Origin of the sequence: Paenibacillus sp. 1011MAR3C5 (genome assembly GCF_003591485.1) — a bacterium.
Taxonomy (GTDB): domain Bacteria; phylum Bacillota; class Bacilli; order Paenibacillales; family Paenibacillaceae; genus Pristimantibacillus.
The window spans coordinates 1-17768 of sequence record NZ_QZCF01000013.1; the positions used below are offsets into that span (position 1 = coordinate 1).

Sequence of the window (17768 nt, forward strand, 5' to 3'; positions counted from 1 at the left end):
TATCCACTTTTACAATTACGAACGATTACAGAAAAAACTAAACGGCCTCAGTCCCAAAGAATTTAGGGCTAAGGCCGCATCATAGATCTTTATTTTTTGTACTGTCTACTTGACGGGGAGCAGTTCAGGTTGCGCGCTAAGGGTGGGTATTCACGTTCCAGTAAACTTGAAGGGACATCCCATCCAAGCCCATTATATAGGCCAAGTGTTATCAGCACTTGGTCTTTCTAATGCCTTTTTAACAGTTGCATTGCAGATAAAACACAATTACTTATAGATAGTCGTCCGTTACTGTGTTGACTTCTTGTTGAATCATATCTCTTGCAATTGCGCTGTTGACTTCGAGATTTTAGCCAAGCTACAACGAGAGCCTAGCGTTCACAATAGTGAAAACTCTTCGGCTTTTTGTTTGTCTATACAGACCATACGAGTGTACGCTCTAATCTACACTTCAGGTACGTATGAGCGTTGACTCCGTGTGGACTTCAGACACTTTGGGTACATGCCAGAGAAACTCACAAAACCAAGTGCCATGTACACGAAGCACTTGTACGATGCGACCTCTCGGCTCTTACTTTTCCCCCACCGCCACCGGATTCCCCTTATATGAAATCCAATCGCTCCAGCTGTAGTTTTTACTTGTGATACAGTTCCCCTTCAACACCCTAACTGTGAAAAATTTCGCTCTAATTATGATAAGGTTCTCCGTAACGGGTCTATCGGCGAAAAATGGAGCCGTTTTTGATGGTTTTTTACAAGTCATAATATACTCCGGTTAACTTTTCGGATTGTAACCAAAGTTTTTCCGCAAGCTGCACATCCAATGCCTTTTTGGGAAAATCTACAGACTTCGGTTTCTTAGCCTTTAGTGGATTCATTCCTAACCCTATGTAATTATCTCCGGTGACTGTCGAATCCGTCGCCGCAATAAGTGATGGCCAAGATGATTGATCAGGAGGAGTTCCGAATATTTTCATTAATAGCAGTCCGAATGCTTTGGTTCCCTTCGGTGCATTTCTCCCGATGCCTGTAGGACTTGTACCGGGATGTACTGCTATAGAAGTGATACCTCTCTTCTTCGCACGTCGATTTAATTCTCGGGCAAACAGTATATTTGAAAGTTTAGAGCGATTGTATCCTGCCATTGGTCTGTATTTCTTATCCATCTTTAAATCAGAAAAATCTATATCACCCATTTGAGCTGACTGTGCGCTAACTGTAATGATTCGCCCGTGGTTTTTTTCAATTAAAGGTAATAACAAACCTGTCAACGCAAAGTGACCAAGATGATTGGTTCCGAAGTGCATTTCAAATCCATCGGCCGTCAGTTCACGAGTGGGAACTGCCATTACCCCAGCGTTGTTTATAAGGACGTCTATTCCTTTCATTTTCCCGTGGATCGTGTCGGCGAAGCCTCGAACTGACTTCAGATCAGCCAAGTTTAATGGCTCCACTGATACATCAATATTCGGTGCCGTTTGTTTCATCTTTATGATTGCTTCTTCGCCGCGCCTAGGATCACGACTTCCAATGATCACTTTGGCATCGTGCTTCGCCAGCTCTAATGCCGTATAATAGCCTACTCCGCCATTGCCTCCCGTTACGATAGCGGTTTTTCCCCTTAAGTTTGGGAGATCGTCAGGCGTCCAATTTGGTCTCATGAATTATTCCTCCGAAAGGTTATATTTTAAATATGTAATTGGGTCATTACTACATGCAAAACTGTTTCAGTCAGTCGTGAATAAACGAGGATTGTTTGATATAACGAGCATGTTCGACTGAATCGATCATGAATCTGGCCACGTCGTCACGAGAAATTTTAGCTAGCATGGAAGGAGTGAAAGCACCGTGCTTGTATCGCCCTTTGCCCGGCTCATTGGTGAGCCTTGATGGCTGAACGATAGTCCAGTCCAGTCCACTTTTCCGCACAATACTATCCTGCCTTTCCTTATCGTAAAATTCTCGGAACGTTATTAAAGAAACTAGCATTACTATCATTCTCATCCCAATCCAGAGCTGTTTCCTGCTTTCTCTGCTGGTGCCAAAGCCCGTAAGAACGACCAGTCTCTTTACTTTATGCCTTCTCATCGCGTTCACTATTGAACGAGTCCCACGTAAGCATAGATCTGAAGGACTTCCTGCTGTGGCTCCTAAAGCTACAAACACCGCGTCTTGCCCCTCAACAGCCGATCCTACATCCTCTTCACTAAATACATTGCCTTCCACAACTATTAATCCCTCCCGGGTAAACGGGATTCGATCTGCGGCACGTACAAAGGCTTTTACGGTATGTCCCTTGTTGATCGCTTGGTCAATTAGCTGTAAGCCCGTACCCCCGCTAGCTCCAAAGATGGTAAACTTCATTGTTCTTTGCCTCTCTTTTATCTATATTTCACCTATAATAAGTGAATATTCATTTATTAAAGGCGGAAAGAACAGCGATGCTGCGCATCGCTTAAAATACTTGCTATGCCTTAATAGCGTCCCAACTCATCTTGATGGCAGAATCTAATTGTTTACTATCCAGTATGTTCCCGTTCTTCAAATGTGCTTTCAACAATTCAGCTATTGGCAAGATGGAGTAAACAACTAATATGTTAATATCTACCTTCTTCAATAGCCCCTGTCGGATGCCGGCGTCAAACATCTCGAAGATCGGTTGAAACTGAACTGCCGTATCCTCTAGGCACCATTTCTGGGGCAAAGGCGAATTCATTATTTGCTCCAGGAACAAAAAATAGTCTTTGAAGGATTGAATAAAATCAACATAGTTGCGGATGATAGCCTCAAATTGTTCGTAAACTGTTCGGGTATGATCCACTCCCTGAAACATTCTCTCGCTCATCTTGCCTTTAATCTTCAAGTAGGTCTTGTAGAGCAGATCCTCCTTGTTCTCATGGTAAATATAAATCGTCGCTGCCGATACACTCGCTCTTTTGGCAATTTTGGAAATCGATGTTTCTGAGAACCCAATTTCATTAATAAGCTGTACTGTCGCGTCGAATATGGCTTCGACTTTGTTATCATCTCTGTATCGCATGAAACAATAATAAACGTTCGTTTATTTATTGTCAACATTAAGATATTATTGATAGCAATTACATGTCTTCCTCTAGCAACACCCGCGCCTCAGAAAGACTCTCAGCTCCAAATTTCACCCTATTTGTGATACGGTTCAGCTTAACGGGTTTATCGGCGAAATATACTCCTAAGTGTGCCGCGCGGCGGCGTTTCAGGCTTTAAAGCAGGTTTCCCATAATTCCTTCCTAATTATCTACTGAAGCCAAGTTTGTCATTATTTCCGCTCCCCCTCTATGCTATGCTTTAGTCGAATTCAAACTTGCCATAAGCCATTCTTTATTCAGGTAATTCTAGCCGCCGATTTTGGTGGCTTTATTTTTCATCGATTTCTTTAAGTTCAATAATTTCACGAATATCTCTTGAATGAAGCTCGACTACTTTATTCCGTAAAAAGCCCTATAAGCCAAACCAGCCGTTAGATTACTGGATTCGAGCTTAAAAGGGCTTTATTTTTACGAGTTGAGAAATTCTTATTTTAGATATGCACTCCAATGCAATCCTTTTCAACTAATACTGGCCTTAATCGTCGGTAATGTTTGATTAAAACTAACGTTCCCAGTTCGTTCAATCGTGTTTATAGGGACTGACTTTGAATCGGTATACTTAGTTCTTTCCTTTTGAGCATCACGAATTTTTTCTAATTAACTTCTTGCATCTATTCGATTCCTCCTCCAATGGCAGGGCAGCAAATCGCGGCAACTACGATTGGATAATCCGCTCCGCCTCCAAAGCATCCCAGTTCGGCGTAGGCACATCCGACTTGGTCCTCAACTCGGCGAATGTGTAATTCAACGCATGAAGCTCCACATCCGTCCCATCAATCAACCGACTAATCGGGAGCAAGAAGAAAAGCTTTAGAGCCCAGCGAACTAAGCGTGGATACCTTATAATCGAAGATGCTTGACCCGCCGGGGTCAGCGGGTAACCCAATGAATCCAGTACGTGAAAGCCCTCCCCCATCGCCGCCACCAACTGACGCAATCTCTTGTCGTCACGAACAACTTTTTTCATTTGGAAGCCATGGAACAGAATGACCATGTTCATGGGCACGACTAACACCATGTGATTTTTTAGCCAGGCATCGATCTGATCATGATAGCTGAGCTTGTACTTGGTTCGCTTGAATGCCTGGTCCAGCAGGGAGCGGAACGGAATGGGGCTGTTCAGTCCCCCGATGACCATCTGCCCGTGGCCGCCACGGATGCAAATGACTCGTCCGTCGGTACGTGTACCTGCGGTAGTTTGGAATCCAAAAGCGATCTGTTTGGGCGATTGTCCATGTTTACTCAAATAGTCCTGCATGGCGTAAGCATCCATATTATTGCCTACCATTACGATATGACGGCTAACGTTTTCTGCGAGGATCGGTAGCACAGCCCCGAAGTCTGAATACTTCATCATGACGAAGATCAAGTCATACGCGTCACCTGTCTCCAGTCTACGAATTACACGAACCCGATCGACAGTTGTCTTGCGCTGAAGGTAATGTCGAATGACCAGTCCCTCCTTTTCCAGTTCCTCCGCTCGCTTTCCTCTTGCTAACACAGTCACGTCATGACCGCTCTTTATCAGGACATGTGCCAGATAGCTTCCCTGCACACCTGCACCGTACACAAGTATGTTCAATATAGTCCCCTCCCCATGCAATTAACAGATGTTGAATATGTAACATCTGTGTACTACAATCAAGGTATCATTGGAACTAAAGCAAGCGCAATGGCTAATCGTAACTGCTTTTGTTGAGAAATGAACAATGAAAGCTGGATATGTTCAAAAAAGAGGGGAAAACATGGATCGACGCATCGAGCGATCAAGACAAATGATTATGCAAGCGTTCATCGAGTTGTTGGAGGAGCAGGATTTTGAGAAGATCACCATTCAAGGGATTGCGGATCGGGCCAATGTCAACCGCGGAACAATCTATTTGCATTTCACAGACAAATATGACCTGCTGGAACAGAGCGTGGAAACGTATCTGATGATGCTTGTTGACAGCTGTTTACAGGAGGAAGGAGCCGCTGAACTATCCCGGGATCTGCTGATTCGTGCGTTCACGTATCTGAAGGAGCATGCGTCGATCTACCGCGTGTTGATGACCAACAAAGGCATTCCAACTTTCAGACATCGTATGACACAGATCATTAAGGGAAATATTACCGTGGTGGTGAACTACATGAATCTGGAAACGGGTATCCATCGAGATGTGATGGCGCAATTCTTATCCATTTCCGTTACGGGGTTGATTGAGTGGTGGATCGTCGAATCCATGCCGTATACGCCAGAAGAGATGGTCGAACAGATGACTAAGATACTGGAAGCACGGCTGCAGCTATGGTGAATTTAATTACTAATCCAAGTATAACATTCTTTCTTAGGGACTCTATTGAGTCCCTTTTCATGTTAAATGTATGCATAACTTCGGAACTTCGGCGAGAATGCGAGGTTCCAAGTTTACAGATTTCCTGTAAAATAATGATATGAAAAAAATATTATCGTTCATGGATTGGGGTATATTCGCTCTTCGTTTGTACCATTATATTTTGCTGTTGTCACAGGCTCTGGCGGTAAGTGAGTTTTCGATCCGAACGTTACTAGACGTGATTTGGCTGAGCATAGCCTTTGTCATCCCTTTGCTGTTCTGGTTTCCTGGGCGCCGGACGAACAAAGTCTGGTTCTGCATACTGGAGCTATTACTTGGCGGTTCTTATTATGTGCATTCTGTGATTGATCCGGATTTGACTTCAAAGGCGGACTATTTGCTGCCGAGTCTTACAATGGGGTACTTATTGACTAAGCAAACTTTTTGGATCATTCCCGTCGTTGTTTTCATTCCTTTTTCCTTTCAGTCTTACCTCAGATTATCTTGGGAGCAAGCCCTAAGTATCGGAACAGACAACCTGCTGTTCTGCTTCATTGGCATGTGGGTAAGCTTCGTCGCCAAGGCGTATGATCAGAAAAATAAACTGGTAGCCGAAGTGGAGCGTCAAAACAAACTGTTAACTCACTACTCGACCGAGATCGAGAAGATGACTTTGCTTGAAGAGCGCAACCGCATGTCGAAGGAGATTCATGATACACTGGGACATTCCTTTATCTCACTCATTCTGAGTCTTGATGCCTCTATTGCCCTTATGGATAGCAAACCCGCCGAGGCCAAAGATCGATTAACTCGCTTAAGAACATTGGCTGAGAACAATCTGGACGAGATGAGAAACATCGTTCACGAGATGGGAGAAGAAGAGGAATCAAGTCTGATTCGACAGGTTGAATCCCTTGTGATCCGTTTCCGGGAACACACGGGTACGGTCCTGACTTTGAGTCTGCCAGAGATAGAAGGCTCCATACGTTTTGAAGTACGGCAGGCGATCCTTCGGGTCATCCAGGAATCCCTTACAAACGCACTAAAACATGGGAAGGCATCTCAGCTTCATCTGGAGCTTAAATTTTCCGAGAGCGTTCTGCAATTGTCCGTTCGAAATAACGGGAACCCGATCGACAAGCCCAATTTCGGTTTCGGCTTGACCACGATGAAACAGCGGGTTGAGCGGTTGGGTGGTCGCCTTCAGCTATTATCGGTGGAGGGAACTCCAGCAATGACCGAAGTCCGATGTGAAATCCCGCTGATAGGAGTGATGCTGCATGGAGAAAATTAAGGTGCTGATCGCGGATGATCAAGAACTGATTCTCGAAAGTTTACATATCGTGTTGTCCATGGAAGAAGATTTGGAAATTGTCGGTTTGGCCAAGAATGGCGAAGAGGCACTGAAGGGCTGTGAGCAGTTTTTGCCGGATATGGTGTTGATGGATATCAATATGCCCGTTATGGACGGCGTCGCCGCAACGGCCCTGATTAAAGATCGAATACCTGCAACCAAAATCATCATGCTGACCTCCTATACGGAAGTTGAATATGTATTAGCGGCGTTAAGCTGTGGAGCAGAAGGTTATCTGCTCAAAGCCCTTCATCCCAAAGAACTGGCTGCAGGCATACGGGTGGTTCAGGCGGGAGGGACTCTAATCTCGCAGGAAATGGCGAGTAAAATGATCAAGAGCATTAACAATACCACCCCTGCGAGAAATAATGAATTCGGGCTCACTGCCCGTGAAATAGACGTGCTGCATAAGCTGGCTTCTGGCCTTCGTAATCAAGACATTGCCGAGGCGCTGTATCTTAGTGAAGGGACGGTCAAAAACTATATCTCACTGATTTATTCGAAGCTGAATGTGAAAGGAAGACGGGAGGCCGCCCGCAAAGCCCGAGATTCGGGAATGCTGGATCATTCATAATCCGATCCCCAAGAAGCTGGTCACTCATTAGAGTTACCGGCTTTTTTCACCTATAGCCATAGACGAAATGATGACTAAAGCGCACTGTCTCTTGTGACTTTTTCAGCCTATACTCATAGCATCAAGCAACACAGGAGGCGATGTTGGTCATGAAGAAAAAAGCATCTGAAAATAAAGAGAACCTGCAGAATGGCGGGAAATTAAGCGCTTGGAGTTCATTTTGGCGTTTTCCAATCGTCTGGATGCTTGTGGGAGCTATCGGTATTGTTCTTATCGATACGTTATTCCGGCAGCTGACTGAGCGAGTCGATGGGGTGATTTCCCTTGTCCTTACACTAGTGATGGGGTTGCTGGCCATCTTGGTTTATAAGCTCACGCTGACATACCTGGCCCGGCGTTCCACTCCGGAGATAGCTAGACAACGCGCAGGGATTGAAGCTGTCCTTGGCGTACTTACCGGAACCATCTTTATTGCAGGGTCCGTCTTGATTATTATGGTGCTGGGAGGTTACTCCTTTCAGTGGGCAAGTTCTGCGAATGCGGGTTCTGTTCTACTATCCACCATTGGAGCAGCTTTAGGAGCAGCCATTGTCGAGGAGCTTATCTTTCGTGGACTTATGTTTCAAGCCATTGATAGATTGGGGGGAAAACCGCTCGCACTCGCTGTGACTTCTCTATTCTTTGGAGTTGCCCATCTTGGCAATACAGGGGCAACATTATGGAGCGCGTTCGCCATAGCCCTGGAAGCAGGTGTTCTGCTCGGAGCGGCCTTCCTGTGGCGGCGGAACTTGTGGTTTGCGATGGGACTGCATTTTGCTTGGAATGCCCTTGAGGGCTTGCTTGGCATTCCTGTTTCCGGACACTCAACTGCTGGTCTATTTACTGTAGAGGTGAACGGTGCCGCACTTCTCACAGGTGGCGATTTTGGACTTGAAGGTTCCATTGTTCCGGTTTTGGGTAGTCTTCTATTGTCTATTCCTATGCTAATTGGGGCTGCACGGTATTTTAGGGCCGAGGCCCGGAACCTTCCTATATCCAAGTAAACGGCAGATAAGTTTTTCTGAAGGCTAATCTATGCGGGATCCCTTGTCATGAAAAAAGAAGTTTTATACATTCTCCATTTACCTTGTACTCGATCTTATGTCTACGAGTATACTCAAGGTATGCCGAATAAAGGAGGTATAAGTGGTATGGAGAGCCGACGTTTCTCGTCCGCATTAGGCGAATTTATCAAAACGCGCCGATATCGGCTTCAGCCTGAAGAAGCGGGAATCAAGTCATTCCCCTGATGTGTTGTCCCAAATCAGCCAAGCGCTGCAGCTGGATGAGGACGAGCGGAAGCACTTATTCGATCTGGCCGCACCCGATCCGGTCCGTTTCAGTATGGCACCGAAATCAGAAAAAACCGAAGCCGGATTTCTGTAAAACCTTGTGGATCAATCACGTTATCCTTCTTTCATCGCAAATGAGGTTGCCGATATGATCGTTTGGAATCGGGGAGCAGAGCTCGTTATTGCGGATTTCGGTCGTCTGCCGGAAAGTGAACGAAACATGGTGACGCTGCTGTTTCTGGATCCGGAATACCCGAAAAGGCTGTTGAATTGGGAACAATTCGCCCGTTACATGACAGCATTAATTCGGGCAAGCTTCGACCGTAACAAAGACAACCCGATGTACATGGAGCGATTCGAACTTTTGAGACGGAATAGCGAGGACTTCGTACGTTTGTGGGAATGGCATGAAATTCGGCAAAAAAGCTCTGTCCCGGTCCATTATCTCCTCCCGGACGGACAGAAGCTGGAGTTCACGATCCATTGCGCCGCCGCCATCGACAATGATCTTGGACTGCACTGGTGCTTTCTCGTTCCGACGCCTGGTACAGGCACGGAGGAGAGACTCGCGCTGCTGCTAACAGAAGACACCGAATCGTCATGGTCTTCCTAACCTATTAGTCCTGGTAATAGTAGGAAGGCACTGTGGTTAGCCCCGCCTGTCGTTGGTATGATCAAGACAACTTTAACGACAAGGGGCTGTTTCATAAAATCATATCATTATCAAGGCAAGCTGGCCGTTGTAACCGGCGCTTCCTCCGGAATCGGCGAGGCGTATGCATAAGCGTTGGCGGCGCGAGGCTGCCATGTCGTACTGACCGCACGTTCTCAAGATAAGCTCGAAGCGTTGGCTGGAGAAATCAAACGGAAGCACGGCGTGCAGGCGTATGCCCTGCCCAGCGATTTGTCCCAAGCAGTGGCCTTGATCATGGAACGCATTTCGCGCCCCAAAGCACACTGAGGGGATGTGAGCATTCGTATCTCTCCTATTCCGAGGACTAATAGAACGGGACACTGAAAAAGGTCGACATCAACACAATTGGAGTCTTCTGAGCTATTCAAGTTTGACTAAATACAGTGTTTCTATCTGACTGTAGCAGTAAATAAGTGCATCACAAAGAGATCGAGCTAACTTTGATGATGAGATTGAGGAATACTTCCAAACTATTGCCTTGCCTCTTCCGCTAATAAAGCAGAGGGGGCTTTTTGTGTTCCTAGCAAAATAGTTCGTAGTAAGTAGGGGATTATGATAGCAATCTAATTTTTTATATCGTATGATTTTTTACATACAATAAGATTTTGCAATAAGCTTCATGGAATGGAGAAACTATGAAAAAAATTATTGCCTTTATGATTGCATTACTTATACTGTTCACCGGATTCGCAACACCAAGTTATGCATTATCAGATTCGCAATCTGATTCCATACAAACATTGTTGGATGATGCAAGCCGTATATCAGGTGTACCGGGAATATCAATCTCCATACTTGCGAACAATGAAGTGCACTACTTTTCTTCCGGGTACGCAGATCGTGAAAAGGGACTGCCGGCAAGTGAAAATACTCTATATGAGCTGGCTTCGGTAAGTAAAGCTTTTACCGGCATGGGTATTCTGCTGATGGAAGAACAAGGACTGCTGTCCATGTCAGACTCTATCCAGAAATATTTGCCTTGGTTTACGTTAAAGTATCAGGGGAAACCCGTTGAGATGCAAAGTATGACACTCAATAACTTTTTACACCATACTAGCGGCTTAACAAATGGCCGTCACAGTCAAAATATTCCACAAGGCAATACGCCGGATATGTTGCAAAAAACCGTAGAAATGCTCGTAGATTCTGAATTGTCGTTCTATCCTGGGGAGCAGTATCATTACGGAACTGTTAATTATGACGTATTAGGTCTGGTTATTGAGGTTGTGTCGGGACAAGGCTATGAAGACTTTATGAGGGAACAGGTATTTCAGCCGTTGGGTCTTCACCAGACGTATGTTTATAAAGAAGATGCTCAAGCCACCGGGCAGTTGGCACAGGGCTACCGTTCTTCCTTTTTTATGACAACTCCATATAACGCGCCGGATTATTCCGGGAATAAACCCGCAGGCTACATCATTTCTTGTACAAAAGATATGGCACGTTGGATGGGCATACAGATGGGTATTGTGCAGGACATACCCGAAATATTCCATACAGTTATCGAAAAATCACATCAGGGTGATAGGTCTGTTCCGGCTGTCAACGAAATGTATTATGCGGCGGGCTGGTTGGTAAACGCCAACCAATCGATTATAGAGCACCCAGGGGGCAATCCCAATTTCGGAACCGAAGTGGTCATACTACCAAATGAACGAATAGCCATCAGCTTGCTGACCAACGGCGAAAATATCAATAGAAGCATGGTACTAAAAGTTAAAGATATATTAGACGGCAATCTGACGCAGTCATATAGAATAAGCGGCACACAGCTTTTGGACATCATTTTGTCGTCTGCCACAATTATTCTTTGCCTATTGGCTGTTCTGTTCTTTCTCTTAGGTTTACGCAGAAGGAAAACGAATGAGCGGCAGCCAATGACAAAAAAGCGAATAATCGTAACAGCTATTTTGCTGATTGCTACGATTGTCCAGTGTATAACGTGCTTTGCATTAGATTGGTCAGCGATACTTGTTTGGCGAACATATAGTGTTCTTACAGCTTTGATTTCGTCGGCATTATTAACAGCAAGCATTACATGGTTTGTATACACTCGCCGATATAATGCCTCACTCCGAAAATAAGCATTTCATTCGTTCGCCTTATTGAAAAAACGCGAAGAGTTCTTTTAATGTGAGAACAATATTAGCAAAAAGGAAGTGCCATGCAGCCCCTATTTTTCGCCCTACTTATGATAAGGTTCAGCTTAACGGGTCTATCGACAAAAACAAAAAGCGGCCTAATGGCCGCCATGCGTTGTGTTTAGCTTGCTGCAATGCTTTGTCCAGAGGACTTGATTACTTCAATACTCCCCTTTAATGACGAAGAACGTACCTCGAATCGTCCCGGCCAGCTTGGACTTCTGTCTTGCGAATTTGAACTTTTTCTCTTCCAGTTCCCGAGGTACTTCCATCCCCTCGGACAACTTAAATCCTACGGCTCGCTTCTTAGGATCATCCACCGTATACATGACGTTAACCGCCAGACCGTCTTCATAGAAGACGAAGGCCCATTGGATATTTTCGACTTGAAAACGTGCCGTTTCCAGCGGTTTGGCTGCAAACGCAATACCACGTTCTTCTTTTAACACTCGTTCCACATAATCTAGTGTCTCCTGGCTTTCGCCGGCAGGTACGACCGTGAATTCATGCTTGTATTTGTTCATGAAATAACGGGCTTCATTCGCACGCAAACCAGCTAGCGCTTCTGCTACCGGCGAAGAACCCAGACCGGACGTAGACACGTTTTTAAAATCAACGATAGTGGACATCCTCATTCCTCCTACTGATCTCGTTTACTTCTACTTCTCTACAACCGGAACCCACATTTCGCCATAAACGAGGCCGTCCCGCTGCCCTATCTCAACCGTTGCATTAGGCCCGCCGACATAGGCGTAATTATCGGCTGCCGGTAAGGGCTTGACCAAAAGCAATGCCTGTAAGCATGCTGCTGAGCTCATTGGCCGACTTACCTTCGCCTTTAACGACGAGATATTGTCCCTTAGGGAACTGGATCACTCTGTGCTCTTCCGGTACCGATGAATCCGTCATAACGCCGGCGTAATACATCATCTTCTGATTGACCGCTTCGTTTACGGCAAAGATGTAGGCGTTCGCAGAAGAGGCGGATTATTCCCGTCGACAATCTCACCGATGTCAAACCATACCCCGAGAAAAAAAGGATGAGCAAGAAAAAGATTGCAGAACAACTAGGCAAACAAGAAGAATCCATCAACCTGGTCGTCGAACTTGGTCCCAAGGCGATTGCCCAGTTCAAAAAGTATCATCCTCTAAAAATGACGATTTCATATACGAATCCTTATCAAACTACAGCGATCTTAAAGACGTTCCTCAATGTTCATCATCCGGATGAATTGACCGAGATCACAAATTGGCTGCTTTTCTTGGGTGCAGATATTAAGGTCAGGGAAATACCGAAGGAGGTTGTAGAAGAATTGCAGGACAGAGTGGAGGTGTTGGGGAACAAGTAATTGGCCTTAACATGGCCGATCAGTTGAAAAGACGGATTTTCATCAAAGGAAGGGCGGGATCTGGCAAATCAACTCTGCAGAAGAAGCTTGCCTCCGCTGCTTGCCCATTGTCACGAGCAGCGTACCGGCTGGATAGTTCCGTTCAAATCGGTTGCTGCTCATAAGTCCCGACCTTATGAACGGAGGTGAATCATATGTCGGAGCTTGCCCAGCATCCATAGCCGCATATAAAACGAATAATAACGGCGTGACTTGGTATCAAGTCGGTTGCTGCCAATAATACTTATATACTTCGAAATACATAGGTACCCTTTTGGGTATCCGTATTTAATTTTTAATCAGTAGTTTATTTTGACTATCTCCCAATCAAAGTTAAGGCCATCCTTAGCGGATGGCCCGAGATGAGTTATGATATTAAGAAGTAACCTCAAAAACGGTGCCTTGGTTAAAATAAGTCACCTTCATAGAACCATAAATTTCTACTTACAAAGTAATCTGAACGGAGCCCAAAATCATAATCGGATTCAATGACGAAAATCATTTAGTTACAATCCGATTGTACCTAATGTAAGCTAAGCCCCTCTAACTGGAGGGTGAGCCCCTTCATCCCTTTCCATTTTATATGACTCTTAAAATGTCCCTTTAATTCTACTTATGTTTCGTAGTATCAATACGGTATCATAACTCCCTTAATCCCACACCAACCTTTCACTTGTAGAACGGTTCACTGAAGTGAATCTAGGTGAGATTTTAATAATTTTGTCTTCATAATAAATTTATATTCGGGATATGTAACTCTATATCCCAGTAATTTAAAAAAACAATATTTTTTCGTAACCGGAGGGACTATTTTTTTATTTTTAGAATATAAACTACTTCTAACTTTATCTAATCCATTAGAATCTTTCATAAGCTCTACATAATGATCAATGTTTAGTATTGGAGTAGGTATTTCCTTCTTACCCCCTGTACCAATTGAATAATTAGTTATTATAAAATAGTCTACATTTTTGGGTTTAACACCCTTATATTTTTCACCATAATACTCTTCTAAAATTGTTAATACATTGGCTTGAACATATTCCTTAGCCTCACCAATTTGGTTATATCCTTCTTCTAACATTTTATCAAGATTCAATATATCTCGGCCAGATTCCACTGGAATTTTATATTTTAGTTCTACTACTTGCAATTCATTATTGTTTTCATCATAAATCAATAAATCCATACCAGGTCGTATATTTTTAGACTTTTCATCTTTATTAGAAGTGAGGTAATTAGAGAATATATTATTAGTTATTTTCGATATCATTTCATATTCAAAATTATTTTGAGCTTTGTCATAACTCTTGAATTGTCTTTTTGCTAATAATCGTAAAGCATTTACCTCTGGTCGTGTCAAACTAAAAATAACTTCTGGAACTAGTAATAAATCATTTTTTAAATGTATGAAGTACGTCAAAGAGACATCGCTCTTTAATAGATTGTCGTATGTAAAGAAATTAATTATATCAATTACTTTTTTAGTATCAAGAGTACTTTTCTCAACAATTTTAATTACCCAATCATCTTTAGAATATATTAACCCCACTTCATTATTAACATGCAATATATACGTATTATTTTTTTTCTTACTTAAAAAGTTTTCAGTAAATAAATCCGTTAATGCTGTAGTAAACTCTTTATAATCCTCTAGATCAAATCCTGAAAACTCAACTTTAATATTACAATTAAAATCTAAGTGGTGTACTTGTTTCATTAATTCTTTATAATCAGTTCTAATGGACCCACTGATGTTATTCAGACCTTCATGTTCGGTTGTCTCTCGTAAAAGTGAATCATAACATACGTGCTGTTTGAAAACTTCTTCATTAGTGTAATTAAATGTAATGTGATTTTTATCTTTTCTGTAACGCATAATACCTTTATTATGTAAATCCCAAAAAAGGTGAAATCTATCGTAAGCATATGCGATTCCCATTAGCTTAAAAATATCTTCAACTTGTATTTTTTCAGCTTGCTTTTGAGGTGTATTTATACAGTATTGTGTACACCAACGCATAATCCATTTTATTGATTCTTGAAAAAATGAGAGTTCATCTATCCTTTCTTGTTTTGTATCATAATATTCTTTTATTATCTTTTGAATTTTATTTTGATTAATGAGAGTTAACTTATACAAAACTCCCGCTTTCTCAAATAATAAAAAATATGCTTCCTCAATCGGTAAACTAAATAATTTATTTTTTTGTATTTCACACTCTATCTTTTTTTTAAAATCGTACAAGATTTGATGCTCATTCACGTTAATCACCTGTTCTTAATTAAATATTCTCAGCTGAAGTAACTACTTCAAACCACTCCCAATAGTGAATTACTGGCGATTCTACAGTTTATCTCAGTAGAACAACACGATGCTGTTATCAAGCTTATGGAAACGGTGACGCGAGATTATTACGAATTCCATCGGTCTTGGTGAAGCCTATGCGCAGCAAGTGGCAAGAGAGGCAATGGAAGAGTGAGATAGCTCCAGAAAAATGGATAGGGAGACCGCAAAGGAGAATGCTGTGAAGGATGTTCTCCGTGTAATACCGAGGATAAACATGTAACTATGATCGAACGGATGGAACAAGTCGAATAGAGACGACTACTGTTTAGCTTTTATTCTCGTTTCAAACGATATACTTTTCTTGATAAATATTCAAAATATGCCACCTCCTGATGCTTCAATTATGTTCATCCTTTCAAAACAATTTTTGATACATATGTAACATATGATAAAATTCTATCAATAAAATAACATGATTCTTCTAATGTAATAGAACTTATATCTATATCACCATGTCTAATATCTCTATATTCATTATGAAATATTTTCCACCTGTGTCCATCTGTAACAATAACCTTTGATCCCCATACATTCAGTTTTCAAAGAGCAATGTGTACAAGAATATTATAGCGAATTTTACAAGTAAATTGCAGAAGATGTCAGATGCTTGACGTGGCAAAAGGAAATGTCTTATCCGAAGACAATTCATCTCATGATTAAAATCATAAATGTTCTCGGCTATTTCATAAAAAAATCAAGCAAAACGATTTGCAGTCGCCCACTTTGTAATTACCTTATCTAAAATATCAAGACGTGGCAACGACCGATACCAATGTTGCGCTTGGTCTCCAGGCAAACAACTCGCGCCCGCTAAAAATGCCCTTTTAATCCATGGTGTGAGCTCCGATATATTACGTCTTCTTGCACGGAACCAATGATCTAGTCCAGCACGCCCCATCGCTAGTATAAGCTCCCTTTGGCAATATTGGTCGGTTAACTCCGTGAATAGTCTCATGAATTTATCATCGTTATTCCATTCATTATTGTATGTAAACGTACTAAGTATCCATATCCTATTGTATTCTAAATGCCCAACCACTGAGTCCGTGCATAATTTTAAAAGATCCGTTCCAATTCGAGGCTTTATTAAATTATTGATATCGATCGTTTGAAAGTACAACATTACTTCTTTGATAACTGGATACAACTTATTAATATTACGTAATAGACAATCGACACTGTCGGGACTTCCAATCTGCGTAAGGCGTTTTAAAAGGAATTTTACAAGAGATATATCAATATCATCTGCTTCCTCCAAATGTCTCTCTAAGATTCCCTCTAGGTTTAAACGTTTGATCTGTTCTTGAATATCGTCACCAAGTTCGTCCAAGTCAAAGGAATCATATGGATTGAAAATCACAATATCAGACAGTATTTCATGAAGCTGCTCACTTAATCCATTGATTTCTTGGTCTCGCTCGCTCCCCAATATCTTACTTTCGAAATTATCAACTGTCATGACCCGAGTCTTATGTTGCTGTAAGGTTAGACCATGGTTCTCAAACAAAAGGTTAGCGAGTGTACCTAATGCTCCAAGTGCGTCCTTCTCACTTTCGCAAAAAATTCTGAAGTCATCTACAAAACGACAGTGTATTAATCCCTCTCCCACTAAACCGCGATCAACATCATCCAGCACCAATTCAGCCAAAAGTCGTGATGCTGATTGCCCAACAGGAATACCGTAAGATACGCTCCCGTTAAGCTGGCTTAGACATCGTTTCAAGGCTTTTATATGGTTTGTTTTCGTGGTTGCTTCTCCTAGTGCTTGTTCCAGTGGGTGAGAATAAATACGAGGAAAGAAATCAGCAATATCAGCTACAACGACATATTCGTATTTTCCGGATTGTGCTAAAACTGTACAATGATCTTGAAATGCCTGCCAATTATAACTTTGGTCATACATTCGCCCATCATCATCAGGTTCGAATCTACTGGAAAAAACAATATTCTCATCTTTAGGAATTCTGAAGTTTTCAATGTCCTTCGCTATCTCGTAAATCAGTGATGTAAAAATAATTGAATCTAATGGATCCAACTGAGTAGAGATTCGAAAACCATACCGATGTTTAGGTGTTAATAAGCGACGATATGATCGCAATTCCCAGTTCAACACATTCTGCTGAGTAATTTCAGGCTTTATTTCCGAGTCCCAGTACGCTCGAATTGCGGCAAACTCAAACGGCAAAGGGAAAATATCGGTATCACCATATTTTTCTATATGCTCTAATGCCCAGTCGTAAGACCGCTCTTGCAGCTTTAACATGTTAAGCCTCCCTTATGAAAATTGAAAAATTACTAATAAATCATTAAGTTCTAAATATTTGAGTCCTACTTTTCGTCGTCACTTATGGTACTGTTCCCCAATTAATTTCTAAACAATCCCGGATCGATTGATAAGATTAGCTCACTGCGGCCGAAGGAGAGGCGCCGAAACGGCTACGATGCGGTTAGTCGTGCGGATGTGTCCAACTGATCCGATACCTGCCAAACTTATCT

General features: G+C 42.5%; 14 protein-coding genes and 2 pseudogenes. 8 read left to right on the forward strand and 8 right to left on the reverse strand.

Annotation, left to right across the window (positions count from 1 at the left end; genetic code table 11):
• The first annotated feature begins 1 nt into the window (after position 1).
• Positions 2–85 carry an IS3 family transposase gene (locus D3P07_RS27985; protein ID WP_397334621.1) on the forward strand — a complete coding sequence of 28 codons (84 nt, stop codon included), beginning with the start codon at positions 2–4 and terminating at the stop codon, positions 83–85.
• Between the two features lie 667 nt (positions 86–752).
• Here the strand turns inward: D3P07_RS27985 and D3P07_RS25120 are convergent.
• The 4 genes from D3P07_RS25120 to D3P07_RS25135 form a co-directional block, all read right to left on the reverse strand.
• On the reverse strand, positions 753–1661 hold the full coding sequence (locus D3P07_RS25120) for an oxidoreductase (RefSeq protein WP_119803535.1): 909 nt from the start codon (positions 1659–1661) through the stop codon (positions 753–755).
• A gap of 70 nt (positions 1662–1731) precedes the next feature.
• Complete coding sequence (locus tag D3P07_RS25125) at positions 1732–2364, reverse strand: NAD(P)-dependent oxidoreductase (protein ID WP_119803537.1); 633 nt, start codon at positions 2362–2364, stop codon at positions 1732–1734.
• 103 nt (positions 2365–2467) lie between these two features.
• A complete protein-coding gene (locus tag D3P07_RS25130; protein ID WP_119803539.1) occupies positions 2468–3040 on the reverse strand; it encodes a TetR/AcrR family transcriptional regulator in 573 nt (190 codons plus the stop codon).
• A gap of 740 nt (positions 3041–3780) precedes the next feature.
• The gene (locus D3P07_RS25135; protein ID WP_119803541.1) at positions 3781–4707 is read right to left on the reverse strand and encodes a ketopantoate reductase family protein; all 927 of its coding nucleotides are present in this window, start codon (positions 4705–4707) and stop codon (positions 3781–3783) included.
• A gap of 163 nt (positions 4708–4870) precedes the next feature.
• On the opposite strand from D3P07_RS25135, the gene D3P07_RS25140 reads away from it, so the two are divergent.
• The 6 genes from D3P07_RS25140 to D3P07_RS25165 all read left to right on the forward strand — a co-directional run bounded on the left by D3P07_RS25140 (position 4871) and on the right by D3P07_RS25165 (position 11477).
• Complete coding sequence (locus tag D3P07_RS25140) at positions 4871–5419, forward strand: TetR/AcrR family transcriptional regulator (RefSeq protein WP_119803543.1); 549 nt, start codon at positions 4871–4873, stop codon at positions 5417–5419.
• 139 nt (positions 5420–5558) lie between these two features.
• Positions 5559–6734 carry a sensor histidine kinase gene (locus D3P07_RS25145; protein ID WP_182914509.1) on the forward strand — a complete coding sequence of 392 codons (1176 nt, stop codon included), beginning with the start codon at positions 5559–5561 and terminating at the stop codon, positions 6732–6734.
• Positions 6721–7368, forward strand: coding sequence for a response regulator (locus D3P07_RS25150; RefSeq protein WP_119803545.1), 648 nt, complete (start codon positions 6721–6723; stop codon positions 7366–7368). The genes D3P07_RS25145 and D3P07_RS25150 overlap by 14 nt, the downstream gene beginning before the upstream one ends.
• 149 nt (positions 7369–7517) lie before the next feature.
• Positions 7518–8411 carry a CPBP family intramembrane glutamic endopeptidase gene (locus D3P07_RS25155; protein ID WP_182914510.1) on the forward strand — a complete coding sequence of 298 codons (894 nt, stop codon included), beginning with the start codon at positions 7518–7520 and terminating at the stop codon, positions 8409–8411.
• A 436-nt stretch (positions 8412–8847) separates the two neighbouring features.
• Complete coding sequence (locus D3P07_RS27730) at positions 8848–9312, forward strand: MmyB family transcriptional regulator (RefSeq protein ID WP_259391688.1); 465 nt, start codon at positions 8848–8850, stop codon at positions 9310–9312.
• A 716-nt stretch (positions 9313–10028) separates the two neighbouring features.
• Positions 10029–11477 carry a serine hydrolase domain-containing protein gene (locus D3P07_RS25165; RefSeq protein ID WP_119803547.1) on the forward strand — a complete coding sequence of 483 codons (1449 nt, stop codon included), beginning with the start codon at positions 10029–10031 and terminating at the stop codon, positions 11475–11477.
• Between the two features lie 218 nt (positions 11478–11695).
• Here the strand turns inward: D3P07_RS25165 and D3P07_RS25170 are convergent, their stop codons facing one another.
• Together D3P07_RS25170 and D3P07_RS25175 are read right to left on the reverse strand one after the other, a co-directional pair.
• The gene (locus D3P07_RS25170; RefSeq protein WP_119803549.1) at positions 11696–12163 is read right to left on the reverse strand and encodes a phage tail protein; all 468 of its coding nucleotides are present in this window, start codon (positions 12161–12163) and stop codon (positions 11696–11698) included.
• A 30-nt stretch (positions 12164–12193) separates the two neighbouring features.
• Positions 12194–12518, reverse strand: a pseudogene (locus tag D3P07_RS25175) (GyrI-like domain-containing protein); the annotation flags it as partial.
• Here D3P07_RS25175 and D3P07_RS25180 point away from each other — a divergent pair.
• Positions 12503–12883, forward strand: a pseudogene (locus D3P07_RS25180) (WYL domain-containing protein); the annotation flags it as partial. The pseudogenes D3P07_RS25175 and D3P07_RS25180 sit on opposite strands and share 16 nt — an antisense overlap.
• A gap of 724 nt (positions 12884–13607) precedes the next feature.
• Here D3P07_RS25180 and D3P07_RS25185 read toward each other — a convergent pair.
• Together D3P07_RS25185 and D3P07_RS25190 are read right to left on the reverse strand one after the other, a co-directional pair.
• Complete coding sequence (locus D3P07_RS25185) at positions 13608–15188, reverse strand: hypothetical protein (protein ID WP_119803553.1); 1581 nt, start codon at positions 15186–15188, stop codon at positions 13608–13610.
• A 778-nt stretch (positions 15189–15966) separates the two neighbouring features.
• Positions 15967–17535: an RNA-directed DNA polymerase gene (locus D3P07_RS25190; protein ID WP_119803555.1), complete on the reverse strand. Its 1569-nt coding sequence runs from the start codon at positions 17533–17535 to the stop codon at positions 15967–15969.
• Between the last annotated feature and the right edge of the window lie 233 nt (positions 17536–17768).